Raw genomic sequence first — 19,235 nt, forward strand, 5'->3', positions numbered from 1 at the left:
ATAATATAACCAGGTTTCTCAAATTTTATATCAAGATATTTGAGAAATTTTCATTTTCTCTTCATTCCATTTAAGTCCTTCAAAGAAACGATAGATTTCTTCAAATACAAGCTCTTTTTCTTGGTCGAGTGTTAAAATATGACCAGAGTTGATAAAGCTTTTAACAGACTTAATGCGAGATTTTACGGAATTATATATTAAATCTGCACTTTCGCAGTAATAATCATCATCACGTAGTCCACGTAAAATGTGAACTGGCGTTTGGATTGTTTGAAGCTTTGCACTAGTTTCGTTTATCATGCCTTGTAAATATTCCAATGCAGGCATATGATATTTTTGAGCAATTTCGTGAGGTTTATCTGACTGTTCGTCAAATGTACCAGCTAATTTTTTATATTTAATCGTATAATCGATGATACGTTCTTGTAAGCTATCAATACTTTTTGCTAATGCAGGAGCGGACATTGCAACAATTGCTTTTGTAGGACGTTCTTCACCAAGCTTTAAAGAGAAAATACCACCAAGTGAAACACCTGCAACTGCGATTTCATCATAACCTCTATTTTTTAGCTCGTCATAACCTTCTAGTACACTGTTCCACCATTCAATTGGATTCGTTTGAATAAGTGTCACTGGGTCACCACCATGACCTTTATATAACGGTGCATGTACTGTATAGTTACGTTCAGCTAAATATCTACCTAAACGCTTAACATCGTTTGTGTTTCCAGTAAAACCATGAAGTAAAAGAACGGCACGATTACCTTTTTCAATCATAAATGGTTTTGGAGGAATGATTTTCATTTTAAATTGACTCCTTTAATTGATTAGTTGTGACAAACATTCGAACTTTTTATATAAACTGTTGTTTTTTTATTTAAAATTTGATATGCAAACTTTATGTCTAAGCTTATTATAGTGTTAACAATACATAAGTACAATTTATTGTTTTTATCATTATCATTCCAAATAGTTATCAATTGAAGAGAGGTATAAAATGGAAATTCAGCAGCTTGAGTATTTTAAAACCGTTGCAGAGATGCAGCATATGACACATGCAGCAGAACAATTAAATATTTCGCAGCCAGCCCTTAGTAAGTCGATTTCTAACATTGAACAAGAAATTGGTGTTCCATTGTTTGATAGACAAGGTCGTTCAATTAGTTTAAACCGTTACGGCAAGCTCTTTTTAACTAGTGTAGATACAATATTAAAAGAATTTGAAAAAGCAAAGGTTGAAATTGGCGGTCTCGTAATGCCTGGATATGGAGATGTGGCTTTCGGTTTTATTCATACCCTTGGGATGGAAGTAGTGCCTGAATTAATGGCACATGTTCCAGAAAAATATCCGAATATGAAATTCACATTAACTCAAGCTGCTTCATATAACCTCTTAAAATGGCTAGAGGAAGGTCAGGTAGATTTATGTCTATCCCAACGAATTGAGTCAAAAGTGATTGATATTGAGTGGATTGAACTGTGGAGCGAGGAGTTATTTGTCATTGTTCCGAAAAACCATCGTTTTGCAAATCGAGAAACCATCAAGTTAGAAGAAATTAAGGATGAACCATTTATTTCGATAAAACGAGGTAATGCTTTGCGTCAAATTGTCGATAAATTATTTAAGGAAGCTGGAATTACAACAAATATGACGTTTGCTGGAGAAGAAATGCATACCGTTGCGGGATTCGTTGGCGCGGGACTTGGTGTTTCTCTTATTCCAAACATTAAAGGATTAAATGAATACAATGTCTGTAAAATTCGAGTAAGTGAGCCGATTTGTGAACGAAAGATTGGCGTTTCTTGGGCGGGTGGACGTTATCTATCCCCGGCCGCCGTACAATTTAAAGAATATCTAGTCGAGTATTTTAAAGAAAAGTAATCGTAATCACAATTCTTAAAATAACTTTGTAAAAGGTGAAGAATCCAATGCTTTATGACCGTGAATTGTTTGAAAAATTACTATATGACCAAATAGATTTATATGATTCTGAAGAAGTTGAAGAGGCACTAAAGTTATTTAACCTTGCTTTAGATGGAGATAACGAAGCCATGCTAGAAATTGCTTTTATTTACCGGATGATGGATAAATATAGTGATTCAGTACATTGGCTGAAGGAAGCTGCCATTTTAGAAAATACGACTGCAATGTATGAGTTGGGAAATTGCTATTTTGAAGGACTAGGGATAGAGGAAAACTATGAAAAGGCCTTTTTATATTATGAAAGAGCGGCTAAAAGGGGTCATGCTGATAGTGCCAATAATTTAGCTGATATGTATTTAAATGGTGAGGGTGTTGAAGTTAATGCCCAAGAAGCATTAGTTTGGTTTGAAAAGGCAGCTTCCCAGAATGTAGTAGAAGCAATGTTTACCCTAGGAATCATGTATGAGCAGGGAATCGGCATGGAGCCTGATGAAGAGAGGGCCTTCCACTACTATTTAGAATCAGCAAAGGGCGGCTATGAGGATGCTCAGTATAGAGTAGGTACAGTTTACTTAGATGGACTATTTGGACAAGAAAAAGATAGTGAGCTTGCTTTAGAGTGGTTTGAAAAAGCAGCTGAAACACACCATATCGATTCAATTTATAACCTTGGCTTTTTATATGAAAATGGCTTAGGTGTTATTCGAAACGGAAAAAAAGCTCTCTACTATTATAAAAGAGCCGCGTTACTCGGTGATTATCAAGCAAAGCTGAACATTGCCAGCATCTATGAGCTAGGAATTGATGTTCCTAAAAATAGAAAAGAAGCAGCTAAGTGGCGTAACTCAGCAATGCATCAAATGCAATCGTTTGATTAGTTACTATTAAATAAGAAATAACAAAGGGAAATTTCTGAATATGGAAATTCCCTTTTGTTATTTCGCGGTTGTACTAATTTTGTAATAGAACTCACAGTACTTTTGCTAAAAAACGTTTATACTAGAGAGGCAGATAGAATGAACGGTTAGGAGTGTCTTTATGAAAACAGTAGTAGTTGTAGGTGGAGGTATAACAGGGCTATGCACATTACATTATTTAAAACGACAAGCACCGACTGATGAGCCCATTCGGTACATACTAGCAGAAAAGAACGATTATCTAGGTGGAAAAATGCATACTGAATATGATTCTGGCTTTATCATGGAAAACGGTGCAGACTCCATAGTGGCACGTCATCCGAAGGTACTCGAGCTAGTTAAAGAACTAGATTTTGAGTCGGAGTTAGTTTATAACGAAACAGGTATATCATATATACACACAAATAATGAATTACATGCGATTCCAGCTGGCTCTACATTTGGAATTCCGATGAGCATGGAATCTTTGCAGGCAAGTACCTTAATTTCAGAGGAAGGAAAACAGCGTGTATTAATGGATGCTGAAATCCCTAATGATCGATTTACAAAGGAAAGCTCGATTGGCCACTTTTTAGAGTACTTCCTAGGAAAAGAAATTGTTGAAAAGCAGATTGCTCCAGTTCTTGCTGGTGTTTATTCTGGTGATTTGTACCAGTTATCCTTAGCCTCTACTTTACCTTATTTAGTGGACTATAAAAATAAGTATGGCAGCATCATGCAGGGCTTTGAAGCAAATAAAGAGCAATTTGAAAAGGCTGCTAATAAAAAATTCATTTCTTTTAACAATGGACTTTCAGCTTTAATTAATCGTTTAGAGGAGCTTCTTCCTGAGGTAGAGTTTTATAAAAATACTGAAACAACAAGTGTGAGTAAAAATGGTGCACTTTATAATGTGAGTTTTTCTAATGGAGAGACAATACAAGCGGATGTAGTCGTATTGGCACTTCCGAATAACGTTGTTCGAAATATATTAAAGGACGAGGAGATGGATTCAAACTTAAGTAAGTTTACGAATGCCTCCGCTCTGACAATGTATTTGGGCTTTTCTATTCCAGACTCAATTTTACCTGCTGACGGAACAGGCTTTATTGTTTCCCATAATAGTGACTTGGTTTGTAATGCCTCCACATGGACAAGTAGAAAGTGGAAACACACCTCTGCAAATGGGAATTTACTCGTAAGGTTATTCTATAAAAATACAAATCCTCGTTATGCAGAGCTTGCAACAATGTCCGATGAAGAGTTAACGAATGTGGCATTAGAAGATATCAAGTTAAGCCTTAATATCGAAGAAAAACCGGTTGTTGTAAATGTAGCGAAATGGATTAATATGATGCCGAAATATGATTTGGCTCATAAGGAAGCATTGGACGCTTTATTAGTTGACCTAGATTCAAAATATCCAAATCTCTATATTGCAGGCTGCTCCTATTTTGGAGTAGGTATCGGGGCTTGTATTGAAAACGGGAAAGAAACAGCTGATAAAGTTCTCAGCAGTTTAGCTGCTATACAAAAGTAATGTAATTTCTCAAAAATCAGAAAACATATTGACGAAATGATAATTTAAAGATATGATACGATTTAACATATTAAAAACTAAATAAGACTCTTATCAAGAGAAGCTGAGGGACTGGCCCGATGAAGCTTCAGCAACCAACAAAATGTAAGGTGCTAAATCCAGCTGGCAGTAAGCCGAAAGATGAGAAGGATATCAATATTGATGACACAAGCCTTCTTCTTGCAAGAAGGCTTTTTATATTTGTGGAAAAAGAGATGGTTCAAGGGAAATACGTGATTTGAAGAAACTGAAATTTTAGAATTATAAGGGGATGTCAGAAATGGGACTACTAAAGGCGTTAAAATCCAAGGTATTAACAGCTGATGGAGCAATGGGGACTTTATTGTATGCATATGGTCTAGATAATTGCCACGAAGAAATGAATATCGTAAGGCCCGATTTAATCGAAAAAATTCATCTTGAATACATCACAGCTGGGGCAGACGTTATCCAAACCAATACATACGGAGCAAATTCTATTAAACTTGCACGCTATGGACTAGAAGATAAAGTATCAGAGATTAATAAAGCAGCCGTTTCCATCGCCAAAAAAGCAGTAGGCAATAGAAATCAATTTATTCTTGGCTCAATTGGGGCAATTCGTGGCGTTCGTAAAAGCGATACAACACTCGACGAAATCCTTCTAGCTATTAAAGAACAAGCGATGGTTTTAATAAATGAGAAGGTTGATGGATTGTTACTAGAAACCTATTATGATTTTGAAGAATTAACAGAAACAATTAAATTACTTCGCTATGAAACTTCACTACCAATCATTGCGCAGGTTTCGATGCATGAGCCTGGAATTTTAGTAAATGGGATGAATTTAAATGACGCATTAAAAGAGCTACAGGATTTAGGGGCAGATATTGTTGGAGTCAATTGTCGATTAGGTCCCCACCATACAATTCAAGCCTTTGAAGGGGTAGAGCTTCCAGAAAAAGCATTTTTATCTGCCTACCCGAATGCGTCTTTATTAGATATCGAAGATGGGCGTGTTATCTACGAATCAGAGGTCGATTACTTTGCAAGAGCAGCTGTCCAGCTTCGAAATCAAGGTGTTCGTCTAATCGGTGGATGTTGTGGTACAACTCCAAAGCATATTGAAGCAGCGAAAAAGCTTCTGCAAAATTTAGAGCCGATTGAAGTAAAAGAAGCGATCGTACAAAAAGAAGTCTTCATTCAAGAGGCTGAACCTAGCATTCTAGAACCACTTCATGAAAAAGTGAAAAGGGAACGTTCTGTTATTGTTGAGCTAGATACTCCGAGACATTTAGAAATTGAAGCTTTCGTTGAAGGGGCAAAAACCCTTTATAACGAAGGGGCAGACATTATAATGATGGCCGATAATTCTTTGGCATCCCCCCGGATTAGCAATATTGCCATGGGTTCAATATTGAAGCTGCAGCATGGGATTCGCACAATGCCTCATATTACATGCCGTGATCGAAATCTAATCGGTTTGCAATCTCACATAATGGGGTTAAATGCACTTGGTCTACATGATATTTTAACGGTTACTGGAGACCCGACAAAAGTAGGGGATTTCCCTGGTGCGACAAGTGTTTATGATGTGTCATCCATGGAGTTGATTTCATTAATAAAGCAACTTAACGAAGGGATTTCTTTCTCTGGTAAACCGTTGCGCAAAAAAGCAAACTTCTCTGTTGCTGCAGCCTTTAATCCGAATGTACGGGTACTCGATCGAGCAGTGGCACGTCTGGAAAAAAAGATTGAGCATGGAGCAGATTATTTTATATCTCAGCCGGTTTATACAAAAGAGAAAATCGAAGAAATTTATGAAGCCACAAAGCATCTTTCAGCCCCGATATATATTGGGATTATGCCTTTAACAAGCTTCCGTAGTGCTGAATTTTTACATCATGAAGTACCTGGTATTAAGCTTTCTGAGGAAGTATTAGAAAGAATGAAGGCTTGTGACGGAGATAAAGAAAAAGAGACGGCAGAGGGGATTGCTATTGCAAGGGAACTACTTGATGCGGCGGCAAAACACTTTAACGGAATTTATTTGATTACACCATTTTTAAGATACGATGTGACAATAAAATTAATGCAATATATCAAACAACTTGATGAGCAAAACAAAGGGGTAAAAGCGAATGTATAACCATCTGATAGAAGAACAATTGCAAAAGCGAATATTAATTATCGATGGTGCAATGGGGACAATGCTCCAACAGGAAAATCTAACAGCAGAGGATTTTGGGGGAGAAGAGCTAGACGGGTGTAATGAAAATTTAGTTTTAACTCGTCCGGATGTACTGTCTAAGATTCACCGTGCTTATCTTGAAGCTGGCGCAGATATTATTTGTACCAATACATTCGGAGCAACCCCTTTAGTTTTAAATGAGTATGACCTAGGTGCAAAAGCGGTAGAAATTAATAAACGTGCAGTGGAGTTGGCTTTAGAGGCAGTACAAGAATATTCAACAGAAGAATGGCCACGTTTTGTTGCAGGTGCTATAGGACCAACAACAAAGACTTTGTCTGTAACAGGTGGTATTTCTTTTGATGAGCTTTCCGAAAACTTCTATGTGCAGGCGAAGTCTTTAGTCGAAGCAGGTGCACATGTACTATTGCTTGAAACGAGTCAAGATATGTTGAATGTAAAAGCAGCATCGCTTGGGGTAAATCGTGCCTTCGAAGAAACAGGAAAGCAACTTCCTATCATGCTGTCAGCAACAATTGAGCCAATGGGAACAACTTTGGCTGGTCAAACAATTGATGCTTTCTATATTTCAATTGAACATATCAAACCATTATCGATTGGCTTGAACTGTGCAACAGGACCGGAATTTATGACAGACCATATTCGTTCCTTATCGGAATTATCCACAAGTTACATAAGCTGCTACCCGAATGCTGGTCTACCAGATGAAGAAGGTCATTACCACGAATCGCCGGATTCCTTGTCCATTAAATTGCGTGGTTTTGCAGAAAAAGGCTGGTTAAATATCGTTGGAGGCTGCTGTGGGACTACCCCTGCTCATATAAAAGCAATACGTGAAGCAGTAGGAGGCTATACACCAAGACCGATTCCAACTAATACACATGGGCATGCCGTTTCTGGCATTGAACCACTACAATATGATGATTCTATGCGTCCGTTATTTATCGGAGAGCGTACAAATGTAATTGGATCTCGTAAGTTTAAACAGCTAATCGTGGATGGGAAATTTGAGGAAGCCGCAGAAATTGCGCGGGCACAGGTGAAAAATGGTGCACATGTAATTGATATTTGCTTAGCAAATCCAGATCGCGATGAATTAGAGGATATGACAAACTTCATGCAAGAGGTTGTAAAGAAGGTAAAGGTACCTCTTGTAATCGACTCGACGGATGAAAAAGTAATTGAAGAAGCTTTAAAATATTCGCAGGGTAAAGCAATTATTAATTCCATTAACCTAGAAGATGGCGAAGAACGCTTTGATGCAGTGATGCCAATCGTTAAAAAATACGGCGCATCTGTTGTGGTGGGTACAATTGATGAAACAGGGATGGGTGTAAGCCGCGAGAAAAAGCTCGAGATTGCACAAAGGTCCTATCATTTGTTAACGGAGAAATGGGGGCTTGCTCCTGAAGATATTATTTTCGATCCACTTGTCTTCCCAGTCGGTACAGGTGATGCACAATATATCGGTGCGGCAGAGGAAACAATTGAAGGAATCCGTTTAATCAAGGAGAAATATCCAAATACACTAACTGTGTTAGGGGTAAGTAATGTTTCCTTTGGCTTGCCTCCGGTAGGGCGAGAAGTATTAAATGCTGTGTATTTATATCATTGTACACAGGCTGGATTAGACTATGCGATTGTGAATACTGAAAAGCTCGAACGTTTTGCCTCCATTCCCCAAGAGGAAATCAAGTTAGCCAATGATTTGATTTTTAATACGAATGATGAAACGTTAGCTGTGTTTACAGATTTCTACCGTGATAAAAAGAAAGAGAAATCTGTTGAGGATATTCCAGATACAGTGGAAGAAAGACTTGCATATTACATTATCGAAGGAACTAAGGAAGGGTTAATTCCTGATTTAGAAGAAGCAAGAAAAATCTTTGATACACCGTTAGATATTATTAATGGTCCCTTAATGGCTGGCATGGCAGAGGTAGGTCGTTTGTTTAACGATAACCAGCTTATTGTAGCAGAGGTATTGCAAAGTGCCGGGGTTATGAAAGCGGCAGTTGCTCACCTTGAACAATACATGGAAAAAAATGAAGACAGCTCAGGTAAAGGGAAAGTGGTTTTAGCAACGGTTAAAGGGGATGTTCATGATATTGGGAAGAATCTTGTGGACATTATCCTAAGCAATAACGGTTTTAAAGTAGTCGACTTAGGCATTAAGGTAACGCCTGCCGATCTAATCGAAGCGATTCGAAAGGAACAGCCTGATTTTGTTGGTTTGTCAGGCTTGCTTGTGAAATCGGCACAGCAAATGGTAATCACGGCACAAGACTTTAAAGAAGTGGGGATTGATGTGCCAATTTTAGTAGGTGGAGCAGCCTTATCGAAACGATTTACTGAAACGAAAATTGCTGCACAGTATGATGGTCCGGTAATTTATTCAAAGGATGCTATGCAGGGTCTTGATCATGCGAATCGTTTAATGAATCCACAAGAGCGTGGTGTTCTAATACAAGAGCTGCAAGATTCTCAGGAAAAAAGGCTGTTGGCAGATGAAAAACGTGCGGCGCGACCGCAAAAGCTTGTAGCTGAAAAACCGGTACGAACGGTGAAGGATTCCCGTATTTTTGTGCCGCGAGATTTAGTGCAGCATATTAAAAGAAATTATTCAGTTGCCCACTTACACCCTTATGTCAATATGAGGACGCTTATTGGCCATCATTTAGGCTTAAAGGGGAATGTGGAAAAGCTTTTAGCAGAAAAGGATGAAAGAGCTACAGAGTTACATGAACTGGTAAATGAATATTTAACATCGGATTTATTGTCTCCTTCAGGCATGTATCAGTTTTTCCCAGCCCAAGCCGACGGGGACGATGTAGTTGTTTATAACCCGGAGGATACTAAGCAAGAAATTGAAAGATTCCATTTCCCGAGGCAAAAAGAGGCGCCATATCTTTGTTTAGCTGACTTCTTAAAAACAGTGGAAAGTGGCGAGATGGACTATGTGGCATTGATGGTAGTAACTGCTGGACATGGTGTAAAAGCTGTTGCTGATCAATTAAAAACTGACGGTAAATTCCTGGAAAGTCATGCACTTTTAGCAACTGCTTTAGAACTTGCAGAAGGCTTTGCAGAACGACTTCATCAAGAAATTCGTGATGTTTGGGGATTCCCAGACGGAACAGATTTCACCATGAGAGAGCGTTTTGCAGCTAAATACCAAGGCCAACGCTTCTCGTTCGGTTACCCAGCTTGCCCAAACTTAGAGGATCAGGAGAAGCTATTTAAACTCCTTAAACCAGAACAAATCGGTGTAAATCTAACAGAAGGCTTCATGATGGAACCAGAAGCAAGCGTATCTGCAATGGTATTCGCACACCCAGATGCACGATACTTTAATGTTTAAAATAGGAATGGAGAAAAAACGTAATGTTATGTTTTTTCTCTATTTTTTTGTGGAATATTAATATTGTGTGTGTACCAGGTACACACACAATTCTCGCACAATTTGATCCAAGAGATGCTGGATTCCCAAAAATTAGGACCTGGTCATATGACATTTGTAATGAAATAAATGTGATGTTTGCTTCTACTTTGGAAAGCGTTCTTTTTTTACAATGTTGTTAGAGTAACAAAACGAAGAAAGAGGGTATGGATATTGGCTATGACTGATGCTGAAAAGACAAAACAGTTACGTAAAGACGTAGCACCTTTTGCAAAATCACAGTTAAAAATTAGTATATTACAGATTATAAATACGATTGTTCCGCTTCTTGCTATTTGGGCGGCTGGTTATTACCTATTACAGTTTTCGCCGTGGTATACAGTAGCCTGCAGTATTCTTGCTTCTGGATTTGTAGTTCGGACATTTATTATTTTCCATGATTGTACACATGGCTCGTTCTTTAAAAATAAAAAAGCAAACGCAATTATCGGAAATATATCGGGAATTTTGACTTCATTTCCTTATGAAAAATGGAAAAGGGAGCATATGATTCACCATGCTTCTAGCTCAAATTTAGATAAACGCGGTATCGGCGATATTGAAATGTTAACGGTGGATGAGTATTTAGAAAAATCTAAACTAGGACGCTTAGGGTATCGTTTATACCGTAATCCGATTGTGATGTTTGGTTTAGGGCCATTGTTTTTAGTGTTAGTTGCGAATCGAATGAACCGTAAAGATGCAAAGAAAAAAGAACGTTTAAATACGTATTTTACAAATGCAGCATTAATAATAATCTGTGCAACTTTAATCGTTGTAACTGGCTGGCAAACATTTTTACTCGTTCATGGAATCACGATGTTTGTATCAGGCGCATTAGGAATATGGTTATTTTACATTCAACATACCTACGAGGATTCGTATTTTGAATACGAAACAGATTGGGATTATGTAAAAGCAGCTGTTGAAGGAAGTTCTTATTACAAATTACCGAAAGTACTGCAGTGGGTAACTGGGAACATTGGATTCCACCATGTTCATCATCTAGCGCCACGCGTACCGAATTATAATTTGGAAGCGGCTCATGAATCCATTCCTCCTCTACAAAAAGCAACAACGATTACATTAAAAACAAGTGTAGAGTCAATTCGTTATAAGCTGTACGATCCGAAGAATAAAAAATTTATCTCCTTTAAGGAGATTGAACAATCATTACGAGTTAAAAACGGAAAGTCTGTTCAAGCATAAGGGATGTTTCAAGAAATACATTGGGGTGTTTTAATAGAAATCACGGTGATGCCTTTAGTGGTAACACCGTGATTTTGTTATACTGATAAATAAATGAGCTCTACTCAATGAAAAATTTAAGAAGTGTGAGGAATGCTATGCAAAGCTGGTATACAATTTTACCGAAAAATCCATGGATAAGTGTTTATGTTTGGGTAATTTTTTGTATTATGCCATTCTATTTCATTATCCGGTCATTATCTCTTCTCGAAATAATTATCGGGATTGTATTTATTTTACTGTTCTTTTTATCGCATTATTTTTCTTTTAACTCAAAAAGTGCATTGCTGTATATGTGGATTAGCTTTGAAATGGTTTTAAATATCGCCATGACCTTAATGTATGGATATGTATATCTATCGCTATTTACTGCTTTCTTTATAGGGAATTTTAGAAATACGGTAGGATTCTTTATCATGTATGGCTTACATATCGGTTTTACAATTCTGTCGATCGTAGCTGGGTATTTTCTTGATTTAGATTTATTTCTTTCTCAAACGCCTTTTATTATTGTAACGGTAGTTGGGGTCGTGTTATTGCCGTTTACTTTATATAGTAAAAATAAAAGAGAGAAGCTGCAGGGCCAGCTAGAAACGGCAAATGAACGTATCGCAGAATTAATTATTCATGAAGAACGTCAAAGGATTGCAAGAGATCTACATGATACATTGGGCCAAAAGCTTTCAATGATTGGCTTGAAAAGTGATTTAGCTAGTCGTCTGGTTGAGAAGAATCCACAAGAGGCTATTCGAGAAATAAAAGATATTCGTCATACTGCGAGCATAGCGTTAAAGGAAGTGCGAGAACTAGTTTCCGATATGCGTGCGGTTAAGCTGCCAGAAGAGATAGCAAGAGTGAAGCAAATTTTGAAGGCTGCTGAAATTGACTATGAAATAAAAGGGGAGAAGGTTGAATTGCACTTGCCCGTATTAGTGGAAAGTGTACTAAGTATGAGTTTAAAAGAAGCAATCACAAATGTAGTGAAGCACAGTGAAGCAAAAAAATGTAAAATAATAATAGAAAAAAATGATAATGAAATATTTCTAACGGTTTATGATAATGGTAAAGGATTTAATGAAAAGTTAAATATTGCGGGGAACGGTTTGAAAGGAATGAGAGAGCGTTTAGAATTTATAAACGGATCTGTTCAAATCGAAAGTAAAAATGGCACAAAGCTATTAATCAGTGTTCCGCTTGCCATTACACATCAGAAAGGAAGTGTATGACATGATTCGAATTGTGATAGCCGAAGATCAAGGAATGTTACTTGGTGCGATGAAATCACTTCTTAATATGGAAGATGATATGGAAGTAGTCGGGATTGCTAAAAACGGCGAAGAAGCAGTTGAGCTAGTTGATGAACTAAAGCCGGATATTTGTATTATGGATATAGAAATGCCGATGAAAACAGGCTTGGATGCTGCAGAAAGCCTGCAGGAAAAATCAGATTGTAAAATCATAATCTTAACCACATTTGCCAGACCTGGCTATTTTGAAAGAGCGAGAAAAGCTGGTGTACGTGGGTATTTGTTGAAGGATAGTCCCATTGAGGAACTAGTGAACTCTATTCGAGTAATTATGGATGGGCGTCGTATTTATGCACCAGAGCTTGTCGACTTTGTATATGAGGATGATAGTGAAAATCCGTTAACAGAGCGCGAAAGTCAGGTGCTAGAGCTGGTTGCGGAGGGAAAAACAACGAAGGAAATTGCAGCAGAGCTCTTTTTGTCTGCAGGTACAGTGCGAAATTATATCTCTACAATTTTAGATAAGCTTGGTGTAGGCAATCGAATTGAAGCCATATCCAGGTTTAAAGAAAAAGGTTGGAATAAATAAAAAGGATGCCAAGAAAAGTTGAACTTTTCTTGGCATCCTTTAATTTTTTATCTCGATTTTTTAGTAAGACGACCTAAAACGAATGCAGCTGCAGCTACGCCTAGAACCGTGTTTGTTTTCTTAGTGAAAACTTGTTTTGTTACTAGGTTAAGGTTTTGTGGACGTTCTGCTAAGCGACGCATAAAGTAACCGTACCAATCATCACCAAATGGTACATACGTACAGAAATTATAGCCCTCTTTAGCTAGCTCTAATTGCATTTCTTTACGGAAGCCATAAAGCATTTGGAATTCAAATTTATCGTTAGGGATATTATGATCCTTCACGAATTGTTTTACGTGGTTAATTATATTATGGTCATGTGTTGCGATTGAAGTGAATTTACCATTTAATAAATGATATTCGATTAACTCGATGAAGTTTAAATCGATATCGTTTTTATCTTGGTAAGCAACCTCTGGTGACTCTTTATAAGCCCCTTTTACGATACGTAAACGATAGTTTTTATATTTTTCGATATTTTCTTTTGCATTGAAGAAATACGCTTGAATTACAGTACCAACATTATCGTACACTTGTGTGATTTTTTCCATCATATCAAAGGACGGTTGAAGGCGGTCATAATCCTCCATATCAAAGTTGACATGGATATTGTATTCATGTGCTTTTCCTACGATTTCCATTAGGTTTTCGTAACAAAAATCGAAGTCGATATCTAAACCAAGTTGAGAAGGCTTTAGTGAGACATGGGCATCTACATCATTTTCATGGATAGCTTCAATTACAGCAAGGATTCGTTCCTTAGCGTTTGTAGCTTCTGATTTTTCGTAAACAAATTCACCTAGATTATCTACAGTACAAGAAATACCTTGAGCATTTAGTTCTTTCATGCTTTCGATAACCTCTGGGATGTTCGTACCTGCAACTACACTTTGTGCACCCATTTTTAAACCATATTTCTGAGCGGCACTGTTTAAGAATTGGTTCTCAGATAAAGTAATGAAAAAATCACGTAATACTGGCATAATTGGTACCTCATTTCTATTTTTACAATAATTATAGCATACAGGAAAATAATAATATTAAATTGGGAAAAGTACAAATTTTCTCATTTGTGAAGTCTGAATTTTTTAAAAGAAAAGATTCTATTTAGCAAGATTATGAAATTTAATTCAATCTAGAACGAGAACTTCTTAAAGCTCGATATTTAGCTAAGTTTTCGCAGCAATTGCATTCGCTCATTGAATAAGGAAGGGTAGCTTAAAAAACCGATTAAAATACTAGAGAGAGCAGCGGTAGTAAGTAGCGCGAAAATGATTAGTAGTTGGAACTGAACTGCTTGTACTGGGTCTGCACCGCCTATAATTTGTCCGCTCATCATTCCGGGCAATTGAACAAGCCCGATTGTCTTTTGACTTTCTATAGTAGGAATCATACTAGCCCGTATAGCGTTTTTTAATTGCCCATGAATTGCTTGCTTTGGTGTACCACCCAGGGACAAAATAAGCTCGATTTGATCGTGGCTTGACTCGATTTCTGCTGTAAAACGGTTTAAGAACAGGATGGAGAGTACCATCGAATTACCGATTAACATACCGCTTATTGGGATGATGTATTGGGCTGTTGCTGGTACTATTTTGAAGCCTAAAAGTATGGCTTGTGTAACAACCTCTATAATAACGAGGGTAACTGCAATCTTCCAAGTGATGCCTTTAATAGCTTGTCCCTTTTTTCGAGCGTTTAACGTAGCAGTTAGAATCATTAATGAAATCATTAACAAAATATAGATAAAGCTTTCTGCGTTAAAAACAAACTTTAATACATATCCTACTGCAAGTAATTGAACAATGGAACGAATTGTTGCAATGATTGTATCTTTCTCTAAATCTAACTTTAATGCTTTGGATAGGATAAGTGGAAATAAGACAAAAACTAATGCTAAAGAGAGAGTTGTATAAGTCATTTTTCCAATACCCCATTCGTAAATCGTTGAACCATTTCATTACTTGAAGTACTTAGAATATCACTCTCGCCACTTTCTAATAATTGACCGTCCATTAAGATCCATGTAAAGTGACCGATTTTTTTTGCTTGTTCAATATTATGTGTAATCCAAACGATTGTTACCTTGGATTCTTTGTTGATTTTTAAAATAAGCTTTTCAATGTCGCTGGCAGAAGTAGGGTCGAGCGCTGATGTGATTTCATCAAGTAGAAGGATTTTAGGTTTATTTACTAGTGTGCGCGCAATTGCTACCTTTTGCTTTTGTCCTCCCGACAATTCCTCTGCTTGACGATATAAAAAAGTATGCTCAAGTCCTACAACTTCTAAAAATAAAATCGCTTCTTTTTCAGTTAATTTTTTCTGCTGCAGCGCAAATGGAAGAGCGATATTATCAAACACTGTCCCGCGAATAATAGGTGCGTTTTGAAGAACGATTCCTATGTTTTTTCGGAGAGTGGTAGGCTTGATTGAAAAGAGAGGGGTAGAATCTATAAATAGCTCTCCTGAACTTGGTGAAATAAGACCGTTGCACATTTTTAATAGTGTGGTTTTTCCGGCTCCAGAAGGACCTACAAGGGTAGTGATCTTCTCTTTATAAAATGAACCGTTAATAGTATTTAGTATGGATATTCCATCGACTTCATAAGAGACATTTTCAAATCTAATAGCTGTAGCGTTTGTTTGTTTCATGGTTTTTCTCCTAATGTGTAAAGCTTAGCAATATTATAACGCTGGTTTTGAGTTTGATAAAATAGGTTTCTTTTTATTTTTAGCGTCAAAAAAAAGCTAACTCGTAAGATTTGGGGGCACGAGTTAGCTAAAAGGTATTGATAACTAGCTTGCTAAGGGGAACAAGTCTAGTAATCGACAATAGGAGAAAAGAAAGACTTTCCTTGAAGTTAATTGTTAAGAAGTAATCTCATTGAAATTATAAAAGAAGTTTCTGGATTGTATTCTTAGCTCAATTAGCTTCGTGTTACTATATCTAACATATTAATCTGAATTAGCAAAAAAATCAATAGGTTTTAAAAAATTTGCGTTAGGTTTTCTTACGTATTTAGAGATTGATAGTAAATATCAGAATTTATTTATCATGTAAACGCTATATTTTGGAATTAATGATTTGTTTTTCTTTTATGAACTTGTAAAATTGATGATAATGATGTTATGAAATGTGACATATCTCTATCTGGTGTTCAAAAAAAGAGGTAAAATTGAAAGTATAGTTGCTGAAGGAACTATCGGTTGTAGATTTAAGGAAAAGTGAAGCGTCTCCAGGAAGGGCCAACTTTGGTTGATTCCGAGTTTTTCTAATTTATTGTTAAATAGTGTATACTATGACTAATTATGAAACTGGAAGAAGGGGCATCATATGAAATCGAATTATGCTGACGATAGCTTAACTTTACACACGGATTTATATCAAATCAATATGGCAGAGAGCTATTGGGCGGATGGCGTCCACAATCGAAAAGCTGTTTTTGAATTATATTTTAGAAAGCTACCTTTTGGAAACGGATATGCAGTGTTTGCTGGATTGGAAAGAATTCTGCAATACTTAAAGGATTTTCGTTTTTCGGAAAGTGACATTGCATTTTTATCAGAAGAACTAGGCTATAAAGATGATTTTATTGCCTACTTAAAAAATCTAACCTTCACTGGATCTGTTTATTCTGTGAAAGAAGGGGAACTTGTATTTGCAAATGAGCCTCTTTTAAGAATTGAAGCGCCGCTTGTAGAAGCGCAGTTAATAGAAACGGCCCTTTTAAATATTGTGAATTATCAAACCTTGATTGCGACAAAAGCAAGTCGTATTAAGCAAATTATTAAAAATGAAGGTTCAGCAGAATTTGGCTCGCGTAGAGCGCAGGAAATGGATGCGGCTATTTGGGGTTCTAGAGCGGCAATAATTGGTGGCTTTGATTCTACATCAAATGTTCGTGCAGGGAAGCTTTTTAATATACCTGTTTCTGGAACACATGCACATGCAATGGTACAAGCGTATCGTAATGAGTATGAGGCGTTCCATTCTTATGCAAAGCGACATAAGGATTGTGTATTTTTAGTGGATACTTATAACACCTTGAAATCAGGTGTGCCAAATGCGATTCGTGTTGCAAAGGAATTAGGCGACAAAATTAATTTTGTTGGCATTCGATTAGATAGTGGAGACATCGCTTTTCTATCGAAGGAAGCAAGGCGTATGTTAGATGAAGCAGGCTTTACAGATGCCAAAATTATTGTATCGAATGATTTAGATGAATATACAATTTTAAATTTAAAAGCACAGGGTGCAAAGGTAGATTCTTGGGGAATTGGTACAAAGCTGATTACTGCGTATGATCAACCTGCATTAGGTGCTGTCTATAAATTGGTTTCCATTGAAAATGAAGCAGGTGAAATGGAAGATACTATTAAAATTACTGCAAATGCAGAAAAAGTTTCTACACCTGGTTTGAAGAAGGTTTATCGAATTATTAATAGAGAAAATGGAAAAGCAGAAGGCGATTATATTGTAATGGCTGATGAAAATCCTCAAGTTCAGGAACGCATTAAAATGTTCCATCCTGTGCATACATTTATCTCGAAATTTGTGACGAATTTTGATGCAAAGGAAATGCATGTAAAAGTAGTGAGTGAAGGGAAGGTAATTTATAATAGTCCTTCCGTTTGGGAAATGAAGCAGTATGCATTAGAAAATTTAGAGCTATTATGGGATGAATACAAGCGTTCCATGAATCCAGAAGAGTATCCGGTTGACCTAAGTAAAAAATGTTGGGATAACAAAATGCGCAACATTGAAGAGGTTCGTAATATGGTTCATGATATCGAAGAAAATCTCTAAAGGAGTGATTTTTCATGCAAGAATTGCAAAAACAAATTATTGAAGAGTTAAAGGTATTGCCGGAGATTAATCCACAAGAGGAAGTACGTAAATCCGTAGACTTTTTAAAGGCGTATGCAAAAAAGCATTCGTTTGTGAAAAGCTATGTGATTGGAGTAAGTGGAGGTCAGGACTCAACTTTAACTGGAAAGCTTATTCAGCTCGCTGTTGACGAGCTGAATGAAGAAGCTGGCGAAGAGAAATACTCCACAATTGCTGTCCGTTTACCTTATGGAGTGCAGGCTGACGAGGCGGATTGTCAGGATGCTCTAGCTTTCATTCAACCTACAAAATCGCTTGAAGTAAATATCAAAGCGGCGGTTGATGCAAGTGTAGCTTCCTTAGAAGCAGCTGGAATTACTTTGAGTGATTTTGCAAAAGGAAATGAGAAGGCTCGTGAACGTATGAAGGTGCAATATTCGATTGCAGCCATGAATAATGGAGTGGTTGTTGGTACAGACCATGCAGCTGAGGCTATAACAGGCTTCTATACGAAATATGGTGATGGTGGTGTCGATTTAACGCCGATTTTCCGCTTAAACAAACGCCAAGGTAAGCAGATTTTAGCTCATTTAGGCTGTCCTGCACACCTTTACTTAAAAACGCCAACTGCTGATTTAGAGGAAGATCGACCAGCATTGCCAGATGAAACTGCATTAGGTGTAACATATGATGTTTTGGATGATTATTTAGAGGGTAAAGAAGTACCGGATGATGTAAGAAATATCATTGAAGGGCATTATTTAAAAACTCAGCATAAACGTCATATGCCGATTACAATTTTTGATGAGTTTTGGAAATAGTAAATGACTAAGTGAAATTATTCTCATACTATATCTAACAAAAGGAGGTAAGTGTGAATGCGGACTACTCGTGTATTAGCTGGTCAGGATAGTATTTTTAGAAACTCGAGGCAATATTTGCATTCGAATGAACAGGTTTTTCGTGTAATGCAAGAAGGTGAGCTTAGCCAGTATACTGGTGGGCAAAGAAATCGAAGAAGAAGAAAGCAAAGAGAAAAAAGTGCTTCATCAAAAAGAGTTGTACTAAAAACGAATGTGAAAAGTATAGCTATAAATGGGCTGCATTTTGATGCTATGTCAATTTCCTCGTTGCAAAATCGTTTGAAAAAGCATATTGAGCGAATAGAAAATGCTAGAAAACAAGTAACTTGCATTCATGCTTACCGCTCATCCATTTAATAGTAATAGTGTCTCAATAGACTATTGAGGCA

General features: G+C 37.0%; 16 protein-coding genes and 1 riboswitch. Of the genes, 12 read left to right on the top strand and 4 right to left on the bottom strand.

Features of this window, described 5'->3' with window-relative positions; all coding sequences use genetic code 11:
• Positions 1 to 30: 30 nt before the first annotated feature.
• Positions 31 to 804 carry an alpha/beta hydrolase gene (locus BJ095_RS14185; RefSeq protein WP_107936212.1) on the bottom strand — a complete coding sequence of 258 codons (774 nt, stop codon included), beginning with the start codon at positions 802 to 804 and terminating at the stop codon, positions 31 to 33.
• Between the two features lie 193 nt (positions 805 to 997).
• Between BJ095_RS14185 and BJ095_RS14190 the strand changes: the two genes are divergently transcribed.
• The 9 genes from BJ095_RS14190 (at position 998) to BJ095_RS14225 (ending at position 13,113) form a co-directional block, all read left to right on the top strand.
• On the top strand, positions 998 to 1,882 hold the full coding sequence (locus tag BJ095_RS14190) for a LysR family transcriptional regulator (RefSeq protein WP_107936214.1): 885 nt from the start codon (positions 998 to 1,000) through the stop codon (positions 1,880 to 1,882).
• A 35-nt stretch (positions 1,883 to 1,917) separates the two neighbouring features.
• A complete protein-coding gene (locus tag BJ095_RS14195) occupies positions 1,918 to 2,802 on the top strand; it encodes a tetratricopeptide repeat protein (RefSeq protein ID WP_146223221.1) in 885 nt (294 codons plus the stop codon).
• Between the two features lie 160 nt (positions 2,803 to 2,962).
• On the top strand, positions 2,963 to 4,360 hold the full coding sequence (gene hemG / locus BJ095_RS14200; RefSeq protein ID WP_107936218.1) for a protoporphyrinogen oxidase: 1,398 nt from the start codon (positions 2,963 to 2,965) through the stop codon (positions 4,358 to 4,360).
• 87 nt (positions 4,361 to 4,447) lie between these two features.
• Positions 4,448 to 4,547, top strand: a riboswitch (SAM riboswitch).
• Positions 4,510 to 4,641: a hypothetical protein gene (locus tag BJ095_RS19425; RefSeq protein ID WP_268968902.1), complete on the top strand. Its 132-nt coding sequence runs from the start codon at positions 4,510 to 4,512 to the stop codon at positions 4,639 to 4,641. It overlaps the preceding riboswitch by 38 nt.
• A 38-nt stretch (positions 4,642 to 4,679) precedes the next feature.
• The gene (locus tag BJ095_RS14205) at positions 4,680 to 6,527 is read left to right on the top strand and encodes a bifunctional homocysteine S-methyltransferase/methylenetetrahydrofolate reductase (RefSeq protein ID WP_107936220.1); all 1,848 of its coding nucleotides are present in this window, start codon (positions 4,680 to 4,682) and stop codon (positions 6,525 to 6,527) included.
• Positions 6,520 to 9,951 (top strand): methionine synthase, encoded by a 3,432-nt coding sequence (metH, locus tag BJ095_RS14210; RefSeq protein ID WP_107936221.1) that lies wholly within the window; start codon positions 6,520 to 6,522, stop codon positions 9,949 to 9,951. The genes BJ095_RS14205 and metH overlap by 8 nt, the downstream gene beginning before the upstream one ends.
• Before the next feature lie 258 nt (positions 9,952 to 10,209).
• Positions 10,210 to 11,238 carry a fatty acid desaturase gene (locus tag BJ095_RS14215; protein WP_181418078.1) on the top strand — a complete coding sequence of 343 codons (1,029 nt, stop codon included), beginning with the start codon at positions 10,210 to 10,212 and terminating at the stop codon, positions 11,236 to 11,238.
• A gap of 137 nt (positions 11,239 to 11,375) precedes the next feature.
• Positions 11,376 to 12,503 (top strand): sensor histidine kinase, encoded by a 1,128-nt coding sequence (locus tag BJ095_RS14220; RefSeq protein ID WP_107936225.1) that lies wholly within the window; start codon positions 11,376 to 11,378, stop codon positions 12,501 to 12,503.
• A 1-nt stretch (position 12,504) separates the two neighbouring features.
• On the top strand, positions 12,505 to 13,113 hold the full coding sequence (locus tag BJ095_RS14225; RefSeq protein ID WP_107936227.1) for a response regulator transcription factor: 609 nt from the start codon (positions 12,505 to 12,507) through the stop codon (positions 13,111 to 13,113).
• A 47-nt stretch (positions 13,114 to 13,160) separates the two neighbouring features.
• Here the strand turns inward: BJ095_RS14225 and BJ095_RS14230 are convergent, their stop codons facing one another.
• From BJ095_RS14230 to BJ095_RS14240, 3 genes are all read right to left on the bottom strand, one after another.
• The gene (locus BJ095_RS14230; protein ID WP_107936229.1) at positions 13,161 to 14,138 is read right to left on the bottom strand and encodes a proline dehydrogenase family protein; all 978 of its coding nucleotides are present in this window, start codon (positions 14,136 to 14,138) and stop codon (positions 13,161 to 13,163) included.
• A 182-nt stretch (positions 14,139 to 14,320) separates the two neighbouring features.
• The gene (locus BJ095_RS14235) at positions 14,321 to 15,076 is read right to left on the bottom strand and encodes an ABC transporter permease (protein ID WP_107936231.1); all 756 of its coding nucleotides are present in this window, start codon (positions 15,074 to 15,076) and stop codon (positions 14,321 to 14,323) included.
• Positions 15,073 to 15,807, bottom strand: coding sequence for an ABC transporter ATP-binding protein (locus tag BJ095_RS14240; RefSeq protein WP_107936233.1), 735 nt, complete (start codon positions 15,805 to 15,807; stop codon positions 15,073 to 15,075). Before BJ095_RS14240 ends, BJ095_RS14235 begins: the two co-directional genes overlap by 4 nt.
• 682 nt (positions 15,808 to 16,489) lie before the next feature.
• Here BJ095_RS14240 and BJ095_RS14245 point away from each other — a divergent pair.
• Genes BJ095_RS14245 through BJ095_RS14255 form a run of 3 tightly spaced genes read left to right on the top strand, consistent with a single transcriptional unit; the run spans position 16,490 to position 19,203 of the window.
• Positions 16,490 to 17,962 carry a nicotinate phosphoribosyltransferase gene (locus BJ095_RS14245; protein WP_107936235.1) on the top strand — a complete coding sequence of 491 codons (1,473 nt, stop codon included), beginning with the start codon at positions 16,490 to 16,492 and terminating at the stop codon, positions 17,960 to 17,962.
• 14 nt (positions 17,963 to 17,976) lie between these two features.
• Positions 17,977 to 18,804 (top strand): ammonia-dependent NAD(+) synthetase, encoded by an 828-nt coding sequence (gene nadE, locus BJ095_RS14250; RefSeq protein ID WP_107936237.1) that lies wholly within the window; start codon positions 17,977 to 17,979, stop codon positions 18,802 to 18,804.
• A gap of 57 nt (positions 18,805 to 18,861) precedes the next feature.
• On the top strand, positions 18,862 to 19,203 hold the full coding sequence (locus BJ095_RS14255; protein WP_107936239.1) for a hypothetical protein: 342 nt from the start codon (positions 18,862 to 18,864) through the stop codon (positions 19,201 to 19,203).
• The last annotated feature ends 32 nt before the right edge of the window (positions 19,204 to 19,235 follow it).

The sequence above is a fragment of the Ureibacillus chungkukjangi genome (assembly GCF_003217295.1).
In the GTDB taxonomy this organism is placed as follows: domain Bacteria; phylum Bacillota; class Bacilli; order Bacillales_A; family Planococcaceae; genus Ureibacillus; species Ureibacillus chungkukjangi.